Source organism: Streptomyces sp. NBC_01463 (assembly GCA_036227345.1).
GTDB lineage: Bacteria > Actinomycetota > Actinomycetes > Streptomycetales > Streptomycetaceae > Streptomyces.
The window spans coordinates 8,971,705-8,988,251 of sequence record CP109468.1; the positions used below are offsets into that span (position 1 = coordinate 8,971,705).

Here is a 16,547-nt window from a genome sequence, read left to right on the forward strand (position 1 = left end):
ACCGGTATTGGACCTAGGAGGTATTTGCGCTGTACTCGTAGAGGCTGATTGGGAACCGGCTCGGCTGCACCCGTCCCACGCGGGCGTTCATCGAGTGTGCCGGTTACGGTTCCTCCGTGGCAGAGGAACCGATAACCATCAAGTTCACGCGCGATCAGGCGGGTCTGCCGCACGAACGGGTGACATCTGAACTGGCTTGCCCTGTATGGCAGGTGGGAAGGATGTCGCTGTGCCCAAGCCTTATCCCCAGGAGTTCCGCGAGGACGTTGTGCGGGTCGCGAGGAACCGCGGCCCGGGCGTCACGGTCGAGCAGGTGGCCGCCGACTTTGGCGTCCACGCAATGACGTTGTGGAAGTGGATGCGCCGCGCGGACATCGACGACGGCGTGAAGCCCGGGACGACCGGCCAGGAGAGCGTGGAACTGCGGGAAGCACGTCGGCGGATCAAGTTGCTGGAGCAGGAGAACGAGGTTCTGCGGCGGGCGGCGGCCTATCTGTCGCAGGCGAACCTGCCGGGAAAAGGATCTACCCGCTCGTGAAAGAGCTGGCCGCAGGCGGGGTGCCCGTCACGGTGACGTGCCGGGTACTCAAGCTCGCCAGACAGCCCTACTACCGCTGGCTCGACGCCCCGGTGACCCCAGCCGAGCACGCCGAGGCGCATCGCGCGAACGCGCTGTTCTCCGCCCACCGTGACGACCCTGAGTTCGGCTACCGCTTCCTGGCCGACGAGGCCCGCAGCACCGGAGCGGTGATGGCGGACCGGACCGCGTGGCGGATCTGCCGGGACAACCAGTGGTGGAGCGTGTTCGGCAAGAAACGCGGCCGAACAAAGAAGGCGGGCCCGCCGGTCCACGACCACCTCGTGAACCGCACCTTCACCGCGACCGGCCCGAACCGCCTGTGGCTCACCGACATCACCGAACATCCCACCGGCGAGGGCAAGCTGTATATCTGCGCGGTCAAGGACGTCTTCAGTAACCGGATCGTGGGCTACTCCATCGACGCACGGATGAAGTCCCGGCTGGCCGTGACCGCCCTGGACAACGCCGTCGCCCGGCGCCAGGACGTCACCGGATGCATCCTGCACAGCGACAGAGGATCGCAATTTCGATCAAGGAAATTCGTCCAGGCCCTCGGCCGCCACCGGATGGCCGGCTCGATAGGAAGAGTCGGAGCAGCCGGTGACAACGCGGCCATGGAGTCCTTCTTCAGCCTGCTGCAGAAGAACGTCCTCGACCGACGCACCTGGGCCACCCGCGAAGAACTCCGAATCGCGATCGTGACCTGGATCGAACGGACCTACCACCGACGCCGCAGACAAACAGGACTCGGCCGACTCACACCCGTCGAATACGAGACCGTCATGACCACACCGGCCCTTCAGGCCGCGTGACTGAACCTGTCACCTGAAGGTGCAGCAGACCCGGCTCTTGTGCTGTCGGACTGGCTCTACCGTGCGATGCACCAGTCCGACATGCTGGATGACCTGCTGAAGACGGACCGTGCAGTCTGGTCTCCGATCTACACAATGTCCGGGGCGCTGGAGACGACGCTCGCTGAGGTCTTCATGCCGGACTATGACGAGCGTTTGAAGGCGGCGCGTGAGCGCCTGCTGGTCGAGATGTACGGCTCGGATGAGGAAGCAGGGACGGGGGAGGCGGCGTCCTGACGCGGGATCGAGGCGTCGGTCGAGCCGATGAAATGATCTTGGTGTGGCGCGTGGTGATCTGACGGACGAGCAGTGGGAGCGGGTGGAGTTGCTGTTGCCGCTGTTGCCGAAGATGGGTCGGCCGCCGAGGGACCGAGGGCAGGTCTTCGGCGGGATTTGGTGGTGGGCCAGAACCGGTTCGCCGTGGCGGGATGTCCCCGGCCCGGTACGAGCCGTGGGAGGCCGCGTACTCGGTCTTCCGGCGCTGTCAGATCAACGGGACCTGGGCCTGCGTCCTGGGCGAACTCCGGGTCGAGGCTGACGCAGACGGCGTGATCGTGGGAGGTTCTGCTCGACCCGACGGTTTGCCGGGCGCATCAGCATGCCGCCGGTGCCCGCAGAAAGGGGATCACGATCCGGGCTGGACGTGTGCGAACTAACTGGCGGCGGAGCCGTACGATCGTGCGCTGGGCCGCTCGCGCGGAGGCCTGAGTACCAAGCTCCACTTGGCGGTGGCCGGCTCCGGGCACGTCCTGGCCGTCACGGTCACCGGCGGACAGCGCGGAGGCGCCCCGCAGTTCACCCGGCTTGTGGATCGAATCCGCGTCGCCCGGACCAGCGGCGGACGCACGCACACCCGGGCCTCGCGCGTGATCGCCGACCCTGCGTGCTCCTCCCGGGTGATCCGGGCCTGCCTGCGCCGCCTCCAGATCCCGCACACGATCCCGGGAAACCGCAACTGGGCCGGCCACCGGCTCCGCCAGGCACGGCAGGTGGTCGCCCGCCCGGCTTTGACCGCGAGCTCTGCAAGCGCAGGTAAAAAGTCGGGTGCCGGATCGGGCTGCTCAAGCAGGCGGGCGGCAGTCTCGTCCGCGGTCCCTTGCCGCTATCACGTGGCTTTCGGCGGCTCCTACAGCTCGCCCAGTCGCTTGTTCATCGTGTCGAGCGTCGGCCAAGGAGGACCGTCGTGCAATGCGTGCAGGAACTCTTCTCCGAAGCGCCTCCCGTTCGGAAACTGGTCGCCAAGCTCCCAACGCCACGCGGCGACCATTGCGAGGACGAGCTGTCGGCACTCGTCCAGCAGCTCTTGGTCGATGCTCGGGTAGTGCGCGCAGACTGCCTCGGGAACATGGGCGAGGTCGAATTCGACGGGGCCGCGGCAGCACGTCTCAAGGTCGATGAACAACGGGCCGTTCTTCGTGCTGAGCACATTGCCTGGATGTGGCTCGCCGTGGATGAGTTGCTCCACGGCACCGCGCTCGTCGATCGCCCGTCGCAGGCTTGCCAGCTTGCCTCCGAGGAAAGCGCGGTCCGGGCCGGCGAGCTCCGGCGAGCGATCCGGGTCGGCGACAACTTCTTCCGCCTCCGTGATCCGGTCCGTGAACCTCAGGCTTGGCACATCGACCTCGCGCATGCCGACATGCAGCTGCTCCAGAGCCATGGCGTAGTCGACTGGTGAGAGGTGAGGCGTCACAGGCTCGTAGTAGGTCCACAAGGTAACTACGAAGCCATCGCGCGTGTACACACGTGGGTCCACCCGAGGTTCCAAGGGACACACAGGGCATCCGACATCGGCGAGCCGCTGAGCGAGCTCGACTTCGAACTGTGCAACCTCTTGTCCCACAGGGGCGACTCGGGCAAAGACGCCGCATGGCGTCAGCCGCAGTGCCAGCTTGTTCGAGTTGTGGAGAACGATCGCGTCGTCGGCCGGCAGGCCGAGTGATGAAGCGACCGAAGTCGCAGCCGCGATCGCACGCGCGATGTCGGTCATCTCCATCCGCGAATCTTGGCATGGATGAGCGGAGGCGGTGCCAACCAGCGGGGAACAGGTGCCAACTGATCGCGGCTCGGTACAGGCGCCCGCCAAGTAATAGAGCGCTGGCCCGCAGGTTCGCCACCCTCACTGAGATGGTCAACAAGGCTGTATGTGTGTGCCGCGGGGCCGGTGCCAAGCCGGTATGGCCGTGGTGGTCGGGCATCAGCGCCCACCGAAGGGGACGGGCGACCGCTGCTGGCAGTCCCTCTCGCGGCGCTGCGACTTCGAGCACACGCCTCGCCTGTTCAAGCGGACACTGGGCTGGACCAAGCCCCGGACTACAATTCGGAGACGGCCGATCGGTGGACCTGGCTGGTGATCGCCGCCCATGCCCAGCCTCGCCTGACGCGACCACTGGCCATGGACCGCCGGCGGCCCTGGGAGCGGTCTGGGCCACACAAACGGACACCTGCCCACGTCCGCAGAGGGCCCAGGATGCTGCACGCGAAGACCGGGTTTCCAGCCGGTGAACCGGAACCGATCCGGTTCCGGCCGGGCGGGCCGCCGGGCGCGAAGAACTGCTGCCCGGCCACCGGGAGGTGCTACTGACGGACCGCGGAGATCAGGCCGCCGGGCTGTTCGTCGCGCTGCGGTGGGGTGGTGATCGGACGGTTGTAGGCGGCAGCGCGCTCGCGCAGGGTGTGGCTGTCGGCCTCCCAGCCGTGCCCGGCCAGCCAGGCCACCGGGTCGTCGGGCATCTCCGAGACCCACATGGATGCTGCCGATCCCGGCGCGGCGTCCGTGCCGAATCGCTCGAGCACGCCGCGCGAGCCCAAGGTCAGTCCCATCCGACTGCCTGAGGCCGACTGTGTGCTGATCCGGGCCAGCAGCAGTTCCACCGCGTCCTCGGGCAGATAGATCAGTAGTCCTTCGGCGATCCAAGCTGTGGGCTCGGCCGGGTCGTGCCCTGCAGCGGCCAGTGCGGCCGGCCAGTCCTCACGCAGATCCACCGCGACGGTGATCCGCTCGCAGCGTGCGACGGCCCGCTCCTGGCGCAGCACCGAAGCCTTGAAGTCCAGTGGTGCAGCGGTGTCGACCTCGAACAGCCGGGTGCCCTCGGGCCAGTCCATCCGGAAGGCCCGGCTGTCCATGCCGGCGCCGAGCAGCACGACCTGCCGGACCCCGGAAGCGGAGGCCTGCTGCAACAGGTCGTCGAGGAACTTCGTCCTGATGACGATGGAGAGCGACACGGCCAGCCGACGGCGTCGCGCGGCCTCGTCATCGGGCAGCGGCGGCGAGGAGGGCCACAGGCCGCCGGCGGCGGCGAAGGCCTGTGCCAGGGGGTCGCGGAACAGTGCGTTCTCCCGCCCGGTCTCCAGCGCCCGCACCCTGGCCACCCCCACCGCCGTGGCCCACACTCCCGACGGCTGCACCTGCTCCTGCTCCTGCTCGTTAGCCACTGCGCCAGCCTAGATGATCGATTCGGAGGGGCCCGATGAGGGAGGCCGGGCTCATTCGCGGCCAGTCAGCCATGTCAGCCATGGGCACTGACCGCCTACGACCAGTAGAACCACTGTTGGACGAAGATCAACAGCCATTCTGTGTACGCGATCACACGAAGTGGACCAGAGCCAACTCGGGTTCTGGCACAGGTTCGGTGGTCCTTGACTGTGGGGCACCGGTCAGATCGCGAAGAGGGTTTCGTCTTGTGGCGGGATCGGAGGGGCAAGGACGTCCCGAAGGCGGGCGATGTGCTGGCGCCACTTCGAGCCGTCTGGAGCTTGTGCCCACAGCTCGGCAAGTTCCGACAGATCGGAGACCGCTTGGTCCAGAGCATCGACGGCGAGCGGTCTAAGAAGCTGTTGTCTTTCCGTGCATGACGGCTGCGTTTCCGCTGGTCAGGGATAGGAGTGGTGTTCGTGTGGGAGCGATGGGGGGTCGTTTCGTCGCTCCCGTGGAGGTCGTGAATGCCGTCGGTTGTCGGACTGCTGGAACAGCACGAGCTTGCCGCCCGCCGTCGTGTGGACGGGCTGCGCGAGGAAGCCGACCGCATTCAGGCCGAGCTCGCGGCGGCCGAGCAGGAGTGGCTGGAGTGGACAATCGCCCGCGAGCGGGTGGTTGTGGTGTTGTCCGCGCCAGGCGGTGACTCAGCCGACGCGGTGGTCACTGATGGGCCAGACGGCGCCGTGACAGAAACCGAGGTGCGGGCGTCACCGCCCGTGGTGGCGAAGGCGAAGTCGCAGGTTCCGGTCTGGCGCGAGGGGTTGGCTCGGACGGCACTGTCGGCGGACTATCAGCGCATCCTGGCCGTGCTCGCGGATCGAGCCCGCCTCGGTCAAGGGCCGCTGACCTGTCAGGAGATGACCGTCGCGTTCGGCATGGACGTGGTGCCGGCCAAGGTGGAGGGGCTGCGGTCGAAGGCGAAACGCCTGGTCGCGCGGGGCTGGCTGGCCGAGCCAGCGGCGGGTCGGTTCACGCTCGCGCGGGGCGTGAGCGGGCCAGACGCCGGGTCATGATCATGGTCATCGACCAGTAGATCATCGCCTCGGAGCTGGTGGTGGATCGTTCGAAGTCGCGTGCCAGGCGGCGGCTTCGCATCAGGTGCGCGAAGAGACGCTCGACGATCCACCGCTTCGGCAGCACCACGAATCCGCGCATGTCGTCGCTCCGCTTGACGATCGCCAGCACCAGCGCGAGGGCGGCCAGGCAGTGCTCGACGAGGCTGCCGGTGTAGCCGCCGTCGGCCCAGACGAGTTCCAGCCGGTGGTGGGCGCCGGCCACCTGGGCGAGTAGTTCCTTCGCGGCGGCGCGGTCACCGATGGCCGCGCTCGTGACCATGACGCCCAGCAGCAGGCCGAGGGTGTCGACCACGACGTGCCGCTTGCGGCCGTTGATCAGCTTGCCGCCGTCGAAGCCGCGGCTGTCGGCGCCGACGACGGCGTCCGCCTTGACGGACTGCGAGTCGATCACACCGGCCGTCGGCTCCACGTCCCGGCCCGCCTTCTGGCGGACCCGGCCGCGCAGCCGGTCATGGAATTCCCTGACCAGCGCGTGGTCGCGCCAGCGGCGGAAGAACGCATAGACCCGGTCCCACGGCGGGAAGTCGGCCGGCATCGCCCGCCACTTGATCCCGTTGTCCACGAGATAGCGGATCGCGTCCAGTATCGCCCGGTGGCAGTACGCCCCCGGCTGCCCGCCCCGGCCCCGCAACCAGCCCGGCACCGGCAGGAGCGGCCGGACCACGGCCCACTCCGCTTCCGTCATGTCCGAGGGATATCTCCGAACACGTTCCGGATGGTCGGCGGCATTCCCGAACCGGTGAGCGACACAATCACACGACAGAGCAGCCGAGTTGAACTCCACCGGTGCTAGCACGTACAACTGCGGCAACGGGGTCTCCTGGATCTCGGTTGGCTTCGCAACCCCGAGCTACCAAGAGGCCCTGCCTTCATGCCCGCAGCCAGCCACGGTCACCCGAACGAGACTCCCGTTCGACACCCACCCCTCAAGGCCGGAACAGCAACACCTTCTAAGGTCTGCGGGCAGCTCCGGTAGCGGCTTTGATGGGCCATAGTCCGAGCAAGTCGGCTCGCCGTCAGGCTGCTGGGCGACGACCAGGGCAGCCGCGGCCACTGCTTGCTCGCCGTCGGAGGCATCCAGGTGGTCCGCAGAGTCGACGGCGCGTTTGATTGCGCTGCGGATCATGGATTCACGTGCTTCCGATGCTGCGTCGTCCAGGGCACTGCTGAAGTCGGCGGCGGTGTCGTTGTCGAAGGGGCCGATGTCCCAGGTGCCCATGTCTCTCCTCGTGTGGCTGTCCGGGGATCGTCGCATTGACCACCGACAGTGCGGTCAGGCGGCAAGCAGAACCCTGTGCAGGAGCTTGAAGCGCGCGCGTCCGTACATCTGGCGCTTGATCATTTTGATGCGGTTGACGTTCCCTTCGGTGACGCCTGAGGTCCGGGGCCACTGGGCGATGAGTTCGGCCACTCGCGGCCGCTCTGGCCAGGAGTGCAGGCCGCGACAGCAACCTGGGGCAGATCCGGGGTACTCCCGGAAACCGTGTGGACGCCGCCGGTCCAGCAGCCGACGTTGGAACGACGTTCATCGAGTGCCATCTTCTTAAAGGATTCCGAAGTCAGCGGCCGGCGGTGCCGGAGGGGTTGCACGTAGAAGGGTGGGCCTTCGGAATATCGGCTTCGCGGCGAGGGACGGGTTCTGATTCGGTAATGCGCTGTGGTCGAGGACTTCGCGGAGGCGGTGACGCCCCGGCGAGCCATTTGGGCCGTCTGCGGGCTCGGCCCGACATCTCGGCGAGTTCAGACAGCCCGGCGACCACCTGGTCCAGGGCATCGACTGGGAGCTGGTGGAGGTCTGCAGGGAGATCCGGTACGAGCTCACCCCGAACCATTTTCAGCGTGCGGTCGACAGCCAGATTCCCGAACGCGTCGGCATACCGCGACGACGGCATCGATGGCGCATACCGAGACTGGCTCACCCCGGCCTGGCCGCTCCGGGGGCGGATTCCCTCATAAGGTGGCGGCTTGAAGAGCCCTGGCCAGGAAGGCCCAATCCCCTTGTTCTGGAAGCTCTTTCCCGGAGTTCCGGTACCAGCCCGGCGAGGCATCCATCCACGCCGCCAGGGCTCCAAGGAAGTGATGGAGGCTCTGGTTCTCCCATTCGTTTCCCCGGCGGAGGTAGCCCTGATGCAGTTCTCCGACGAAGGCGAGCAGCTCCTCGCGGCTTCTGGCATCACTGTCGGGAGTGAGCGACATGAAGGGAAGGTACCGCCCACGAGGATCCCGGGTGGCAGGGGCCAAGTTCGTGAGGCCGGCGCCTCAGAAGTCGCGAACTCAGGTGCTTTCGTCGGGGGACTGCTTCGGGGGCTGCGCCTGGGCCGCGATCGCCTATGGCCGGGAACTGGGCAGACCAGTCGGTTCACGCACCCCGCAGCAGACCCGGTGGGGGAGCGGCGGGGTGCGTGACTTCAACGGTTCTGATCTCCGAGGTGCCTGCCCGCAAGTGGTCTGCTACACCTCGTTGAAGCCACGCGACGCGTCGTAGATGTCCGCGTCGATGATGACCAGGAAGAAGCTCGTCACCACGTAGTTGATCATTATGTGGTTGTCCCAGACTTCGCGTGTCACAGTGTCAGTCGTGAAGGCAAGATAGCTGCCGCCCCCCTCAGGGTCGGCGGCAATCCTGTCAACGGGACGCAAGAACGTCTCCCGATCTGTGGCCGGCATGTAATGGTCCCGGAACCGGGCAACCTGCTCTGTGAACCGCACCTGTCTCTTCACCGGCGGGATTGTATGGAAGCGACGAAAGCATCTGCCCAGCGGGATGCCACCACCGTCCCCCGCATGCGACGCGTACCCGTCGACTACAGCCGACCCGCCACCCGCGGACCGACCCGCTTCGACATCCCCAGGAAGCGCCGCCGCCGCGTTCGAACCGTGCCCACCGGGCGGTACCTGTGACCGGGCCCGGCAGAAGCCCGGGCGGCGAACAGGCGGGCCACCAAGGGACTCCGTGGGAGAGCGAACTCCGCCCCGCCGGCGAGCACATCGTTCCCGACTACGCACCCTCACCGCGGGCCAACCGGGCCTTGCGGCGATCAGCAGCATGGAGGAAGAAGTGACCAACCCGCCCGGCTCAACCAGCGAGCAACTCCCCGACGGCATCCTCGCCCTCCTGGGCCCCCGCACCTACCTGTCGACCGCCTGCGAAACCGCGCTGCTCCTGACGAAGGCCATCGCCCGCAACCCCGACCGCGACGACCTCCCAGGGGTGCGGGACCGCATGCACGCCAGGTGCAGGCTCAACCACAAATTCACTGGGGCGCTGTGCAGCTGCCCGTGTCACCCACAGGCCGACTGAGCCAAGCGGTGAAGCTGGTGTCGTACCTCATCCGTGCCGCGAAACCGGCGCCCACCCCTGTCCCTGCCCCCTGCCCCCTGCCCCCTGACCGCGAAAGCGCAGTTATCAGAGTCGGAGGGGCAGCAGCCTCTCGGGCGGCGTAGCTCCCGTAGATGAAACCAGATGTGACGGGATGTGACGGGGTGTTGTGGTTACGTGTTGCAGTGGCCGTTCAGAGGTGGTTGTCGAGGAGTTTCCGTAGCTCGGAGGTGGTCATGGGCCCGGTGGCGTGCGCGACTGTCTTTCCCTCCTTCAACAGGATGTAGGACGGGGCTTCGGTGATTTCGTATTGCTTGGTTGCGGCCGGACAACGTGTGATGTCGGCGCGGACGGCCGTCAGGCGGTCTGTGTAGTGGTCGGCGATGCCACCCACGATGAGGTCCATCTCTCGGCAGGGTTCGATCGCCTTGGGCCACGTCCCGGTGAAGTATGCGAGGACCGGAAGTGCGCTCATCTTGAGGATGAAATTGAACTCGGCATCCTCACGGGGGCGGTGTACCCGCTTCGCCATGGAATTCTCCTGACCTCGCGTTTTGTCGTTCCATCCCCATCATCCCTTGCGCGGTGTGCCGGGTCGGCCCCCTCTGTCGGGATGGGGCCGGCCCGGCAGTCGAACGGGGAACTGCGCGTCGACGCGGACTGTCTGGCGGGCTTCGACCGGGACATGATGCTCCCGCTTCTGCTTCCGTATCGGATGTTCGCAGTTCTGGTCGGTGGATCGGTGGATCGGTGGATCGGTGGACCGGTGGGCGGGTTGCTGCTCGGGGTCACGGGCGGGTGGGCGGGGGATGTCGAGGACGGCGGCGCCCTGGCGGCCGAGTTCGTGCGGTGGCCCGGCGGCTGCGGCCTGTGCGGTCTGTGCCCTGTTGGAACTCGCACAAGCGAACTGGGCCGCAGCTGCTGCTTCCACTGCTCCGGCGATACGCCCCCTGAGAGCCCCCTCCTTGAACCTCGTTGTCGATGGCGGGTCCAGCACATGGGGTGCGGGGGAGTGGCAGGCTCTGGTGAGAGATCCGGGCTGTACGCAGCCCCCGCGGCCAGGAGTTTCATACCAGGCTCTGGTTCAGCCGGTGATTTTGTGGGTGGTGATGTGGATGTACTGGACGTCGAGTTCGTCGGCGATGGTGGTGAGGGTGTCGGCGAGGGCCCGGACGGTGACGGGCTCCAGACTGACGGCGGCGCCTTCTTCTGCGACACGTACGGGGATGCCGTCGCGTGTGCCGGCTGCCCAGCTATGGGCGATGGAGCGCAGGAGCGCGGTGACGTGGTCGGCGGGTACGGTCAGTCGCCCGTCGGTCTCAATACTGACCTCAGGAGCCGCGAGCTGCGCCTCGTGTTCTTCCTCTCCGGGATTCATGCCGCCTATTACATGCTCAGCTTCCGCAGCGGGTCCAGCTGGGCCCGGGTGAGGTTGTCGCGTCTGGATTTGGTGTTCGATGCCCACGCGTCGGGCACATCGGGTTCGCCGGTGGCTCCGGCTGCGGGTGGCTGCAGCAGATGCTGGTTCGGTGCCTTGGCTGCGGCGGTGTATTCGGGCAGTTCGGTGACGGTGACGCCGGCGTTGTGGAGGAGTTGGGTGCCCTGTGCTCCGGGGACAAAGGTGTTGGGTTCGCGCCATGCGGTGACGGCCCGCCGGATCCCGGCTTCCTGGATGAGCTGGGCGGACGGGCGGGTTGTGAGGCGCGTTTCGCGCAGGGTTCCGGCGAGTTGTGGGGTGTCGCCCCGTTCTGGCGCCGCTCATCGTGGCCGAGTCTGGTGAGGGCGTCTTCTTCGGTGTGGTCGTGGGGGTCGTTCTTACGGGAGTAGCCGCGGGCCGGCTCGGTTCCGTTTTCGGTGACGATGGTCGCGCAGATGCTGAACGCGGTGTCGGAGGGTGGGCATTGGGTGGCGAGTTCACAGGCGACGGCGAGCCGGGCCGGGTCGGTGGTGGCCTCGGGGCCTGAGCCGGGGCCGAGCCTGTCACAGCCGGTGGGGCAGGGGTGATCGGTCATCGGGGCTCCGTGGTGATGTCTTTGGGTGCGTACCGCGGGAGTGCCGCGGGAGTGCCACGTTGCCGGCCTGCCGGGTTTCCAGGAGCGGGAGCCGGAGCCGGTGCAGGGCCTGCCCGTGTAGTGGGCCGGGCCGAGTATCCGTATGGCGTCGCTCTGTCCGGTCAGGAGTGGGGTGATGAGACGGTGGAGTCTGTCGGCGAGATCCTGTTCGAGGAGCTGGGTGTGGATGGTGTAGCCGTCTTCGGCCATCGGCCGCCGTACCCCGTGCAGGTCGCCAGGACATCGAGTGCGACCGGCCATGTTGCATCGTGCGGAACACATCGTGCGGGACACCCTGAATGGTGGCGAGGGGCCCGAGTGTTTTGCCTGCCTTCGTGGCGGCTTTACTGCCGATGGCCAGGACAGGTTTCTCGCCCTCGTTGTGCCAGAACTTCCGGGCCGGGTCGTAGTCCTCGGTCCCCGTGATGGTGATCTTCACGGGTACGCCGGAAGACCTGCCGCTGCCCGTTCGGCACGCCCTTGTTCCGATTTCTCGAGGAGACGGGGGTTGTTGGCGCGCAGGGTGCCGGCGTCGATGTGGATTGCGTCGGCCAAGGCACGTGCGGAGTCGACGTGGTCGAGGTCCTGCGGGTTGGGCAGCAGGTCCTGTCCGGGGTGGGTGTCGAGACAGCTGTCGGGGGAGGCGGCGGTGGAGAGCGGGACATGCGGGCGGGGCGTGGTGCGTCTGCAGGGCATGGGTGGGAAGGGCAGCGTTTCAGGCGGGGTGGGCAACGGTCCGGTCGGGAGCTTCCCGGAACGGTGCGGCGCCTTGTTCACGGGCGGCGGGGCAAGGGTGTGGTCGAGCCGGCCGATGATGTGGGTGGTGCCGGGGTTCGCCGGCAATCGGGCCGGTCTGCAGACCGGCCCGGGCCGCGAGTTGTAGGTACTCAGAATCGGCGTCATGTTCTTGCAAGCGATGACTTCTGAGTAGCACTTATGACGCGGCGTTGAGACTCCCAGCCCGGAATGATCACCCTTTCGAGTGATCGAAAGCGCGTGTGATCGTTCGTACCTCAGTGCCCGTGCAACTGTCCTGCGATCAAGGTCAGTTACACGAGTGCTGGGGTGGACGGTGGATGTAGAGGTGTGTGTTCGGCTTGCCGAGGAGGAGGCGTCTGAGGGCCTTGCCTGGGAGTCAGTGCCGTTGGAGATGCTGTACGCGGCCGAGCCGTGGCGGACGTTTCGCTGGTACATGGGGCAGAAGCACTAATCGGGTTCGTACTGGTCGAGCACGCAGTCGGATCACGTGATCTACGAGTCGCGGCTGGAGCTGGCACGGCTGCTTTACGCGGACTTCGACCGGGATGTGACGGCGATCGTGGCCCAGCCCTTCTTGCTGCGGGCCGAAGTGGACGGAGTGCTGCGCCGGCACATCCCGGACTACCTGATGGCCACCACGGCAGGCCCACTGATCGTCGACGTCAAGCCACGGCACCGGGCGGCCAAGCCGGAGCACGCGTTCACCTTCGCCTGGACCCGCGAGGCGGTCGAGTCCCGCGGATGGCACTACGAGGTGTGGAGCGAACCGCCGGAAGCCGAGCTGGCTAACGTCCGGTTCCTCGCGGGCTACCGCCGCGACTGGCTGTTCGAGCCGGACCTGACCGAGGAGATATACGACCAGGCGGTGGAGGAGGAGTCACCGCCTGAGCGGCTGTTCGACCCGGTCATCCTCGATGAAGTACGCGACCGGGTTGTGGACGGGGGCACGCTGGGAGAAACCTTCGCCTGCCTGCCCGGTCGTCCGGCTCCGCTGGTGCGGGCCGGGGTCCTGCACCTGCTCTGGAAGCAGCAGTGGTCGGTCGACCTGAGCGTTCCCCTGAGCGCCCGCAGCGTGCTGAGGACGGCGCCGTGAGCCGGGCTGCGGTGCGGGTGGGAGTGGGGAGCCGCTTCTCCTACGACGGCGAGGTCGTCGAGGTGGTGGAATTCGCCGGCACGCAGGCGGGCGGCGAGGTGGTCCTCAAGGACGGCCGGGGCCGGCTGCTGCGGCTGGCCGTCAAAGAACTGCTGCTGTCCGACCGCGCTCGCATCATCCCGGACGGGCCGGGGCCGGCCTCCGACGATCCGCATGAGACAGCGGCGGTGTTGCTGGGCCAGCTCGACGCCGGCGAGCGGGAGCGGGTGCTGGAGCGGGCCGCGCATGTCCGGGAGGTGCTGACCGGTTTCCGCAGTGGCAGCGAGGAACTGCCGGCCGCGGGGGAGCCTCGTGCTGCCTACGCGGCGGGTGAGCCGATGGAGAGTCGGTACGCGGCGAAGGCGGCCGAGCTCGAGGTAGCGACTCGCACGGTCAAGCGGTGGGTCGCGGCCTTCCGTCAGGATGGTGAAGCGGGACTGGTGCCGGCCCGCAGCGGGCCGCGTTCGGGGCACCGGAACGCGGAGGTGTGGTCGGAGGCGGCGCTGGAGGTGATGGTCGAGCACACGGGCCAGTCCAAGCCGTCGCGCAAGATGGTCATCGAGCGGACCCGGGCCCGGCTGCTGGCCAGGGGCTTTGCGGAGGAGGACCTGCCCAGCCGGGCGACCACCTACCGCCTCCTGGAGGACCTGGAGCGGCGTCATCCGACGTTCCGGCTGAGCACGAAGCGGAACCGGGACATCGCCGGCCGGCCCGGCGGCGTCTACGGGAAGCTGCGGCCGACCCGGCCGGGCGAGTACCTGCTGATGGACACCAACCGGCTGGACGTCTTCGCCCTGGACCCGGTGACTCTGCAGTGGCTGCAGGCGGAGCTGACCGTTGCGATGGATTGGTACACCCGCTGCGTCTTGGGGATCAGGGTCACGCCGGTGTCGACGAAGGCCGTCGACGCCAGCGTCGCCCTCTACCAGGCGTTCCGCCCCCGGCCCGCGGGGGCCGACTGGCCGGCGCACGCGGTCTGGCCCGAACACGGCATCCCTCGGTCGGTGCTGATCGACGTCACCGCGCTTGAGGGGCCGATGCGTGGGGCGGCGTCGCCCGCGCTGGTGCCGGAGACGGTTCTGGTCGATCACGGCAAGGTGTTCGTTTCGGAGCATCTGACCAGCGTCTGCCGCCGGTTGGGGATCTCGGTGCAGCCTGCCCGGTTGCGGACTGGCCGGGACAAGGGCCCGCTGGAGAGATTTTTTCTGACCCTGCGCGAGGACCTGCTGCAGGCCCTGCCCGGCTACAAGGGGCCCGATCTGCACTCCCGGGGCGAGCGGCCGGAAGGGGAGGCGTTCTTCTTCCTCCACGAGCTTGAGGCGATCATCCGTGAGTGGGTGGCCTGCGTCTATCACCACCGGCCGCACACCAGTCTGGTCGATCCCGGGGTGCCGGGGCTGCGGATGTCGCCGGCTGCGATGTTCGAGCACGGGCTGAACCGGGCCGGCTACATCAAGGTCCCGCGCGATCCGGATCTGGCGTTTGAGTTCCTGCGGGTGGAACGGCGCAGGATCCAGCACTATGGCGTCGACCTGGACGCACGCCGCTACAACGGCGCCGCCCTGGACTCCTACCGCGGTCTGCTCAGCGGCGAGCGGGATGGCAAGTGGCCCGTCGCGGTGAACCCGGACGACATCAACGCGGTCTACTTCCGCGATCCCTCGAACCGCAGGTGGCATGCGCTGGCCTGGGAGCACGCACCGGGCCGGGACATGCCGGTGAGCGAGGAGGCATTGCAGTTCGCCCGCCGCCTGGCCGCGTCCCGCGACCGGTTCCCGGACGACAAGGCTGCGGTCCGTGACCTGTTCGAACGCTGGAACCTCGGTCTGGGCGTCACGCTGGTCGAGCGCCGGATGGCGCTGCGGCTCGCCCGGGAACAGAAGGCCCTGGATCTGCCCGAGCCCGAGGAGAGCGTCGCGACGCTGCCGAGCGTGAGACGCCTCATGGACTTGCCGGACGAGGCAGAACCGCAACTCGCCTCCGGGGCCGCACCGGAGACAGGCGACGACGACGCGGCTGACGAGGCCGAATTCGTGGAGCTCGAAGACGACAGCGACTTCTACTCGGGCGCTCTGGAGGACGCGTGAACAGCGAGGGCACCTGGACGCCGGGGGACTCCCACCGCCTGGACGCGCTGACGCTCTCGCGCAAGGAGGGCTGGGCGGCGTTCGCGGGAGCCGCACCGCGGACACAGCCGGAACTACTGCCCTGCGGCGAGTACATGGCGCTGGGCGAGCGCGCGAAGGCGCAGTATGACCAGGCCCGGCGGGTCTGGCACGCGAACCTCGGGCCGCTGCGGACCCCGCAGCTGGCCGAGCTGCACGAGGACTTGTGGGACATCCTCGACAGCAACCAGCAGGACGGCGCCCAGGCCAAGGGCGCCGTGGCGGTGGACGCCGTCCCCGGACTGGGCAAGACGACCGCGGTGCTGGCCTTCGCCCGGGACTTCCACCGCCGGGAGATCGCCGAGGGCGGCGCGTTCACCGCCGGCGGGCACGAACGGCTCCCCGTCTGCCGGGTGGGCCTGACCGGGAACACCGGGATGAAGGACTTCAACCGGGCGATGCTGGAGTTCTTCGGTCACCCCGGCCGCACTACCGGCACCACCGCGCAGTTCGCCCAGCGAGCCCTGGACTGCGTGCTCTCCTGCGATGTGAAGCTGCTGATCGTCGATGATCTGCACTTCCTGCGCTGGAGGGCGGCCGGCGGCGTCGAAGTGAGCAACCACTTCAAGTACGTCGCGAACGAGTTCCCGGTCACGTTGCTGTTCGTGGGGGTCGGCCTGGCCAAGCGCGGCCTGTTCTCCGAGGGCGAGTCCTACGACAACGCGGTCCTGGCCCAGACGGGCCGGCGCACGACCCGTCTGGACATGGGGTCCTTCGAACTGACCACCGACCAGGGCCGCGACCAGTGGCGCCGGCTGCTGCTGGCGCTGGAGAAGCGCCTGGTCCTGCGCGACACCTACCGGGGCATGCTCGCCAACTACCTGTTCGACTACCTGTTCATCCGCTCCAGCGGCCACATCGGCTCGCTGATGACCCTCATCAACCGCGGCTGTCAGCGAGCCATCCGCACCGGCGCCGAGCGTCTGGACGAGGAACTTCTCAGCCGCGTCAAGATCGACCAGGCGGCGCACCTGGCCCAGGACGACGTACGCAATCTCCTGAAGGGACAGCGCTCCCGACGGACCCGCCAGAAGGCGGCCCGCCGGTGACGCACGCGCGGACCCTGCCGATCCGCCTCGCCCCGCAGCCAGGCGAGGCACTCGACTCCTGGTGGGAGGCGATCGCCCACAGACTGGGCA

16 protein-coding genes and 2 pseudogenes are annotated in these 16,547 nt (G+C 67.8%); 8 read left to right on the top strand and 10 right to left on the bottom strand.

Annotated elements, in window-relative coordinates; translation table 11 throughout:
• Positions 1-229 precede the first annotated feature (229 nt).
• The 3 genes and pseudogenes from OG521_39430 (at position 230) to OG521_39440 (ending at position 2,162) form a co-directional block, all read left to right on the top strand.
• A protein-coding gene (locus OG521_39430; GenBank protein WUW26506.1) for an IS3 family transposase occupies positions 230-1,392 on the top strand; the annotation gives its coding sequence in 2 pieces (ribosomal slippage) (positions 230-514 and positions 517-1,392; 1,161 coding nt in all).
• Positions 1,393-1,458: 66 nt separating this feature from the next.
• On the top strand, positions 1,459-1,668 hold the full coding sequence (locus OG521_39435; GenBank protein WUW26507.1) for a hypothetical protein: 210 nt from the start codon (positions 1,459-1,461) through the stop codon (positions 1,666-1,668).
• Between the two features lie 327 nt (positions 1,669-1,995).
• Positions 1,996-2,162 (top strand): annotated as a pseudogene (locus tag OG521_39440) (IS5/IS1182 family transposase).
• 395 nt (positions 2,163-2,557) lie between these two features.
• Here OG521_39440 and OG521_39445 read toward each other — a convergent pair.
• Both OG521_39445 and OG521_39450 read right to left on the bottom strand, forming a co-directional pair.
• Positions 2,558-3,424 (bottom strand): aminoglycoside phosphotransferase family protein, encoded by an 867-nt coding sequence (locus tag OG521_39445; GenBank protein WUW26508.1) that lies wholly within the window; start codon positions 3,422-3,424, stop codon positions 2,558-2,560.
• Between the two features lie 581 nt (positions 3,425-4,005).
• Positions 4,006-4,821, bottom strand: a complete 816-nt coding sequence (locus OG521_39450) for a class I SAM-dependent methyltransferase (GenBank protein ID WUW26947.1) — start codon at positions 4,819-4,821, stop codon at positions 4,006-4,008.
• A gap of 549 nt (positions 4,822-5,370) precedes the next feature.
• Here OG521_39450 and OG521_39455 point away from each other — a divergent pair.
• Positions 5,371-5,919 (top strand): hypothetical protein, encoded by a 549-nt coding sequence (locus tag OG521_39455; GenBank protein ID WUW26509.1) that lies wholly within the window; start codon positions 5,371-5,373, stop codon positions 5,917-5,919.
• On the opposite strand, the gene OG521_39460 is transcribed toward OG521_39455, so the two are convergent.
• The 5 genes from OG521_39460 to OG521_39480 form a co-directional block, all read right to left on the bottom strand.
• Positions 5,876-6,667 carry an IS5 family transposase gene (locus OG521_39460; GenBank protein WUW26510.1) on the bottom strand — a complete coding sequence of 264 codons (792 nt, stop codon included), beginning with the start codon at positions 6,665-6,667 and terminating at the stop codon, positions 5,876-5,878. The two genes, OG521_39455 and OG521_39460, sit on opposite strands and share 44 nt — an antisense overlap.
• 165 nt (positions 6,668-6,832) lie before the next feature.
• Positions 6,833-7,201 carry a DUF4259 domain-containing protein gene (locus OG521_39465; protein WUW26511.1) on the bottom strand — a complete coding sequence of 123 codons (369 nt, stop codon included), beginning with the start codon at positions 7,199-7,201 and terminating at the stop codon, positions 6,833-6,835.
• 54 nt (positions 7,202-7,255) lie between these two features.
• Complete coding sequence (locus OG521_39470) at positions 7,256-7,393, bottom strand: hypothetical protein (protein ID WUW26955.1); 138 nt, start codon at positions 7,391-7,393, stop codon at positions 7,256-7,258.
• Positions 7,394-7,932: 539 nt separating this feature from the next.
• Positions 7,933-8,178 (bottom strand): hypothetical protein, encoded by a 246-nt coding sequence (locus tag OG521_39475; GenBank protein WUW26512.1) that lies wholly within the window; start codon positions 8,176-8,178, stop codon positions 7,933-7,935.
• A 255-nt stretch (positions 8,179-8,433) separates the two neighbouring features.
• The gene (locus tag OG521_39480) at positions 8,434-8,703 is read right to left on the bottom strand and encodes a hypothetical protein (protein WUW26513.1); all 270 of its coding nucleotides are present in this window, start codon (positions 8,701-8,703) and stop codon (positions 8,434-8,436) included.
• Positions 8,704-9,028: 325 nt separating this feature from the next.
• Here OG521_39480 and OG521_39485 point away from each other — a divergent pair, with 325 nt between their 5' ends.
• A complete protein-coding gene (locus OG521_39485; protein ID WUW26514.1) occupies positions 9,029-9,283 on the top strand; it encodes a hypothetical protein in 255 nt (84 codons plus the stop codon).
• 211 nt (positions 9,284-9,494) lie between these two features.
• On the opposite strand, the gene OG521_39490 is transcribed toward OG521_39485, so the two are convergent.
• The 3 genes and pseudogenes from OG521_39490 to OG521_39500 form a co-directional block, all read right to left on the bottom strand.
• Positions 9,495-9,833 (bottom strand): thioredoxin family protein, encoded by a 339-nt coding sequence (locus OG521_39490; GenBank protein WUW26515.1) that lies wholly within the window; start codon positions 9,831-9,833, stop codon positions 9,495-9,497.
• 552 nt (positions 9,834-10,385) lie between these two features.
• Positions 10,386-10,679 (bottom strand): hypothetical protein, encoded by a 294-nt coding sequence (locus OG521_39495; GenBank protein ID WUW26516.1) that lies wholly within the window; start codon positions 10,677-10,679, stop codon positions 10,386-10,388.
• Between the two features lie 134 nt (positions 10,680-10,813).
• Positions 10,814-12,048, bottom strand: a pseudogene (locus OG521_39500) (dihydrofolate reductase family protein).
• A 550-nt stretch (positions 12,049-12,598) separates the two neighbouring features.
• Between OG521_39500 and OG521_39505 the strand changes: the two are divergent.
• From OG521_39505 to OG521_39515, 3 genes are read left to right on the top strand one after another with little or no spacing between them, the layout of a single operon-like run.
• Entirely contained in the window at positions 12,599-13,204 is a 606-nt protein-coding gene (locus tag OG521_39505; GenBank protein WUW26517.1) for a TnsA-like heteromeric transposase endonuclease subunit, read from the top strand.
• A complete protein-coding gene (locus tag OG521_39510; GenBank protein WUW26518.1) occupies positions 13,201-15,330 on the top strand; it encodes a helix-turn-helix domain-containing protein in 2,130 nt (709 codons plus the stop codon). The genes OG521_39505 and OG521_39510 overlap by 4 nt, the downstream gene beginning before the upstream one ends.
• The gene (locus OG521_39515) at positions 15,327-16,457 is read left to right on the top strand and encodes a TniB family NTP-binding protein (GenBank protein ID WUW26519.1); all 1,131 of its coding nucleotides are present in this window, start codon (positions 15,327-15,329) and stop codon (positions 16,455-16,457) included. The genes OG521_39510 and OG521_39515 overlap by 4 nt, the downstream gene beginning before the upstream one ends.
• Positions 16,458-16,547: the final 90 nt, after the last annotated feature.

Excerpts from the sequence above, each read along its gene's own strand:
- OG521_39490 (WUW26515.1), bottom strand. The coding sequence starts at position 9,833 with ATGGCGAAGCGGGTACACCGCCCCCGTGAGGATGCCGAGTTCAATTTC.
- OG521_39445 (WUW26508.1), bottom strand. The coding sequence starts at position 3,424 with ATGGAGATGACCGACATCGCGCGTGCGATCGCGGCTGCGACTTCGGTC.
- OG521_39495 (WUW26516.1), bottom strand. The coding sequence starts at position 10,679 with ATGAATCCCGGAGAGGAAGAACACGAGGCGCAGCTCGCGGCTCCTGAG.
- OG521_39465 (WUW26511.1), bottom strand. The coding sequence starts at position 7,201 with ATGGGCACCTGGGACATCGGCCCCTTCGACAACGACACCGCCGCCGAC.
- OG521_39475 (WUW26512.1), bottom strand. The coding sequence starts at position 8,178 with ATGTCGCTCACTCCCGACAGTGATGCCAGAAGCCGCGAGGAGCTGCTC.
- OG521_39455 (WUW26509.1), top strand. The coding sequence starts at position 5,371 with ATGCCGTCGGTTGTCGGACTGCTGGAACAGCACGAGCTTGCCGCCCGC.
- OG521_39485 (WUW26514.1), top strand. The coding sequence starts at position 9,029 with ATGGAGGAAGAAGTGACCAACCCGCCCGGCTCAACCAGCGAGCAACTC.
- OG521_39460 (WUW26510.1), bottom strand. The coding sequence starts at position 6,667 with ATGACGGAAGCGGAGTGGGCCGTGGTCCGGCCGCTCCTGCCGGTGCCG.
- OG521_39435 (WUW26507.1), top strand. The coding sequence starts at position 1,459 with ATGCACCAGTCCGACATGCTGGATGACCTGCTGAAGACGGACCGTGCA.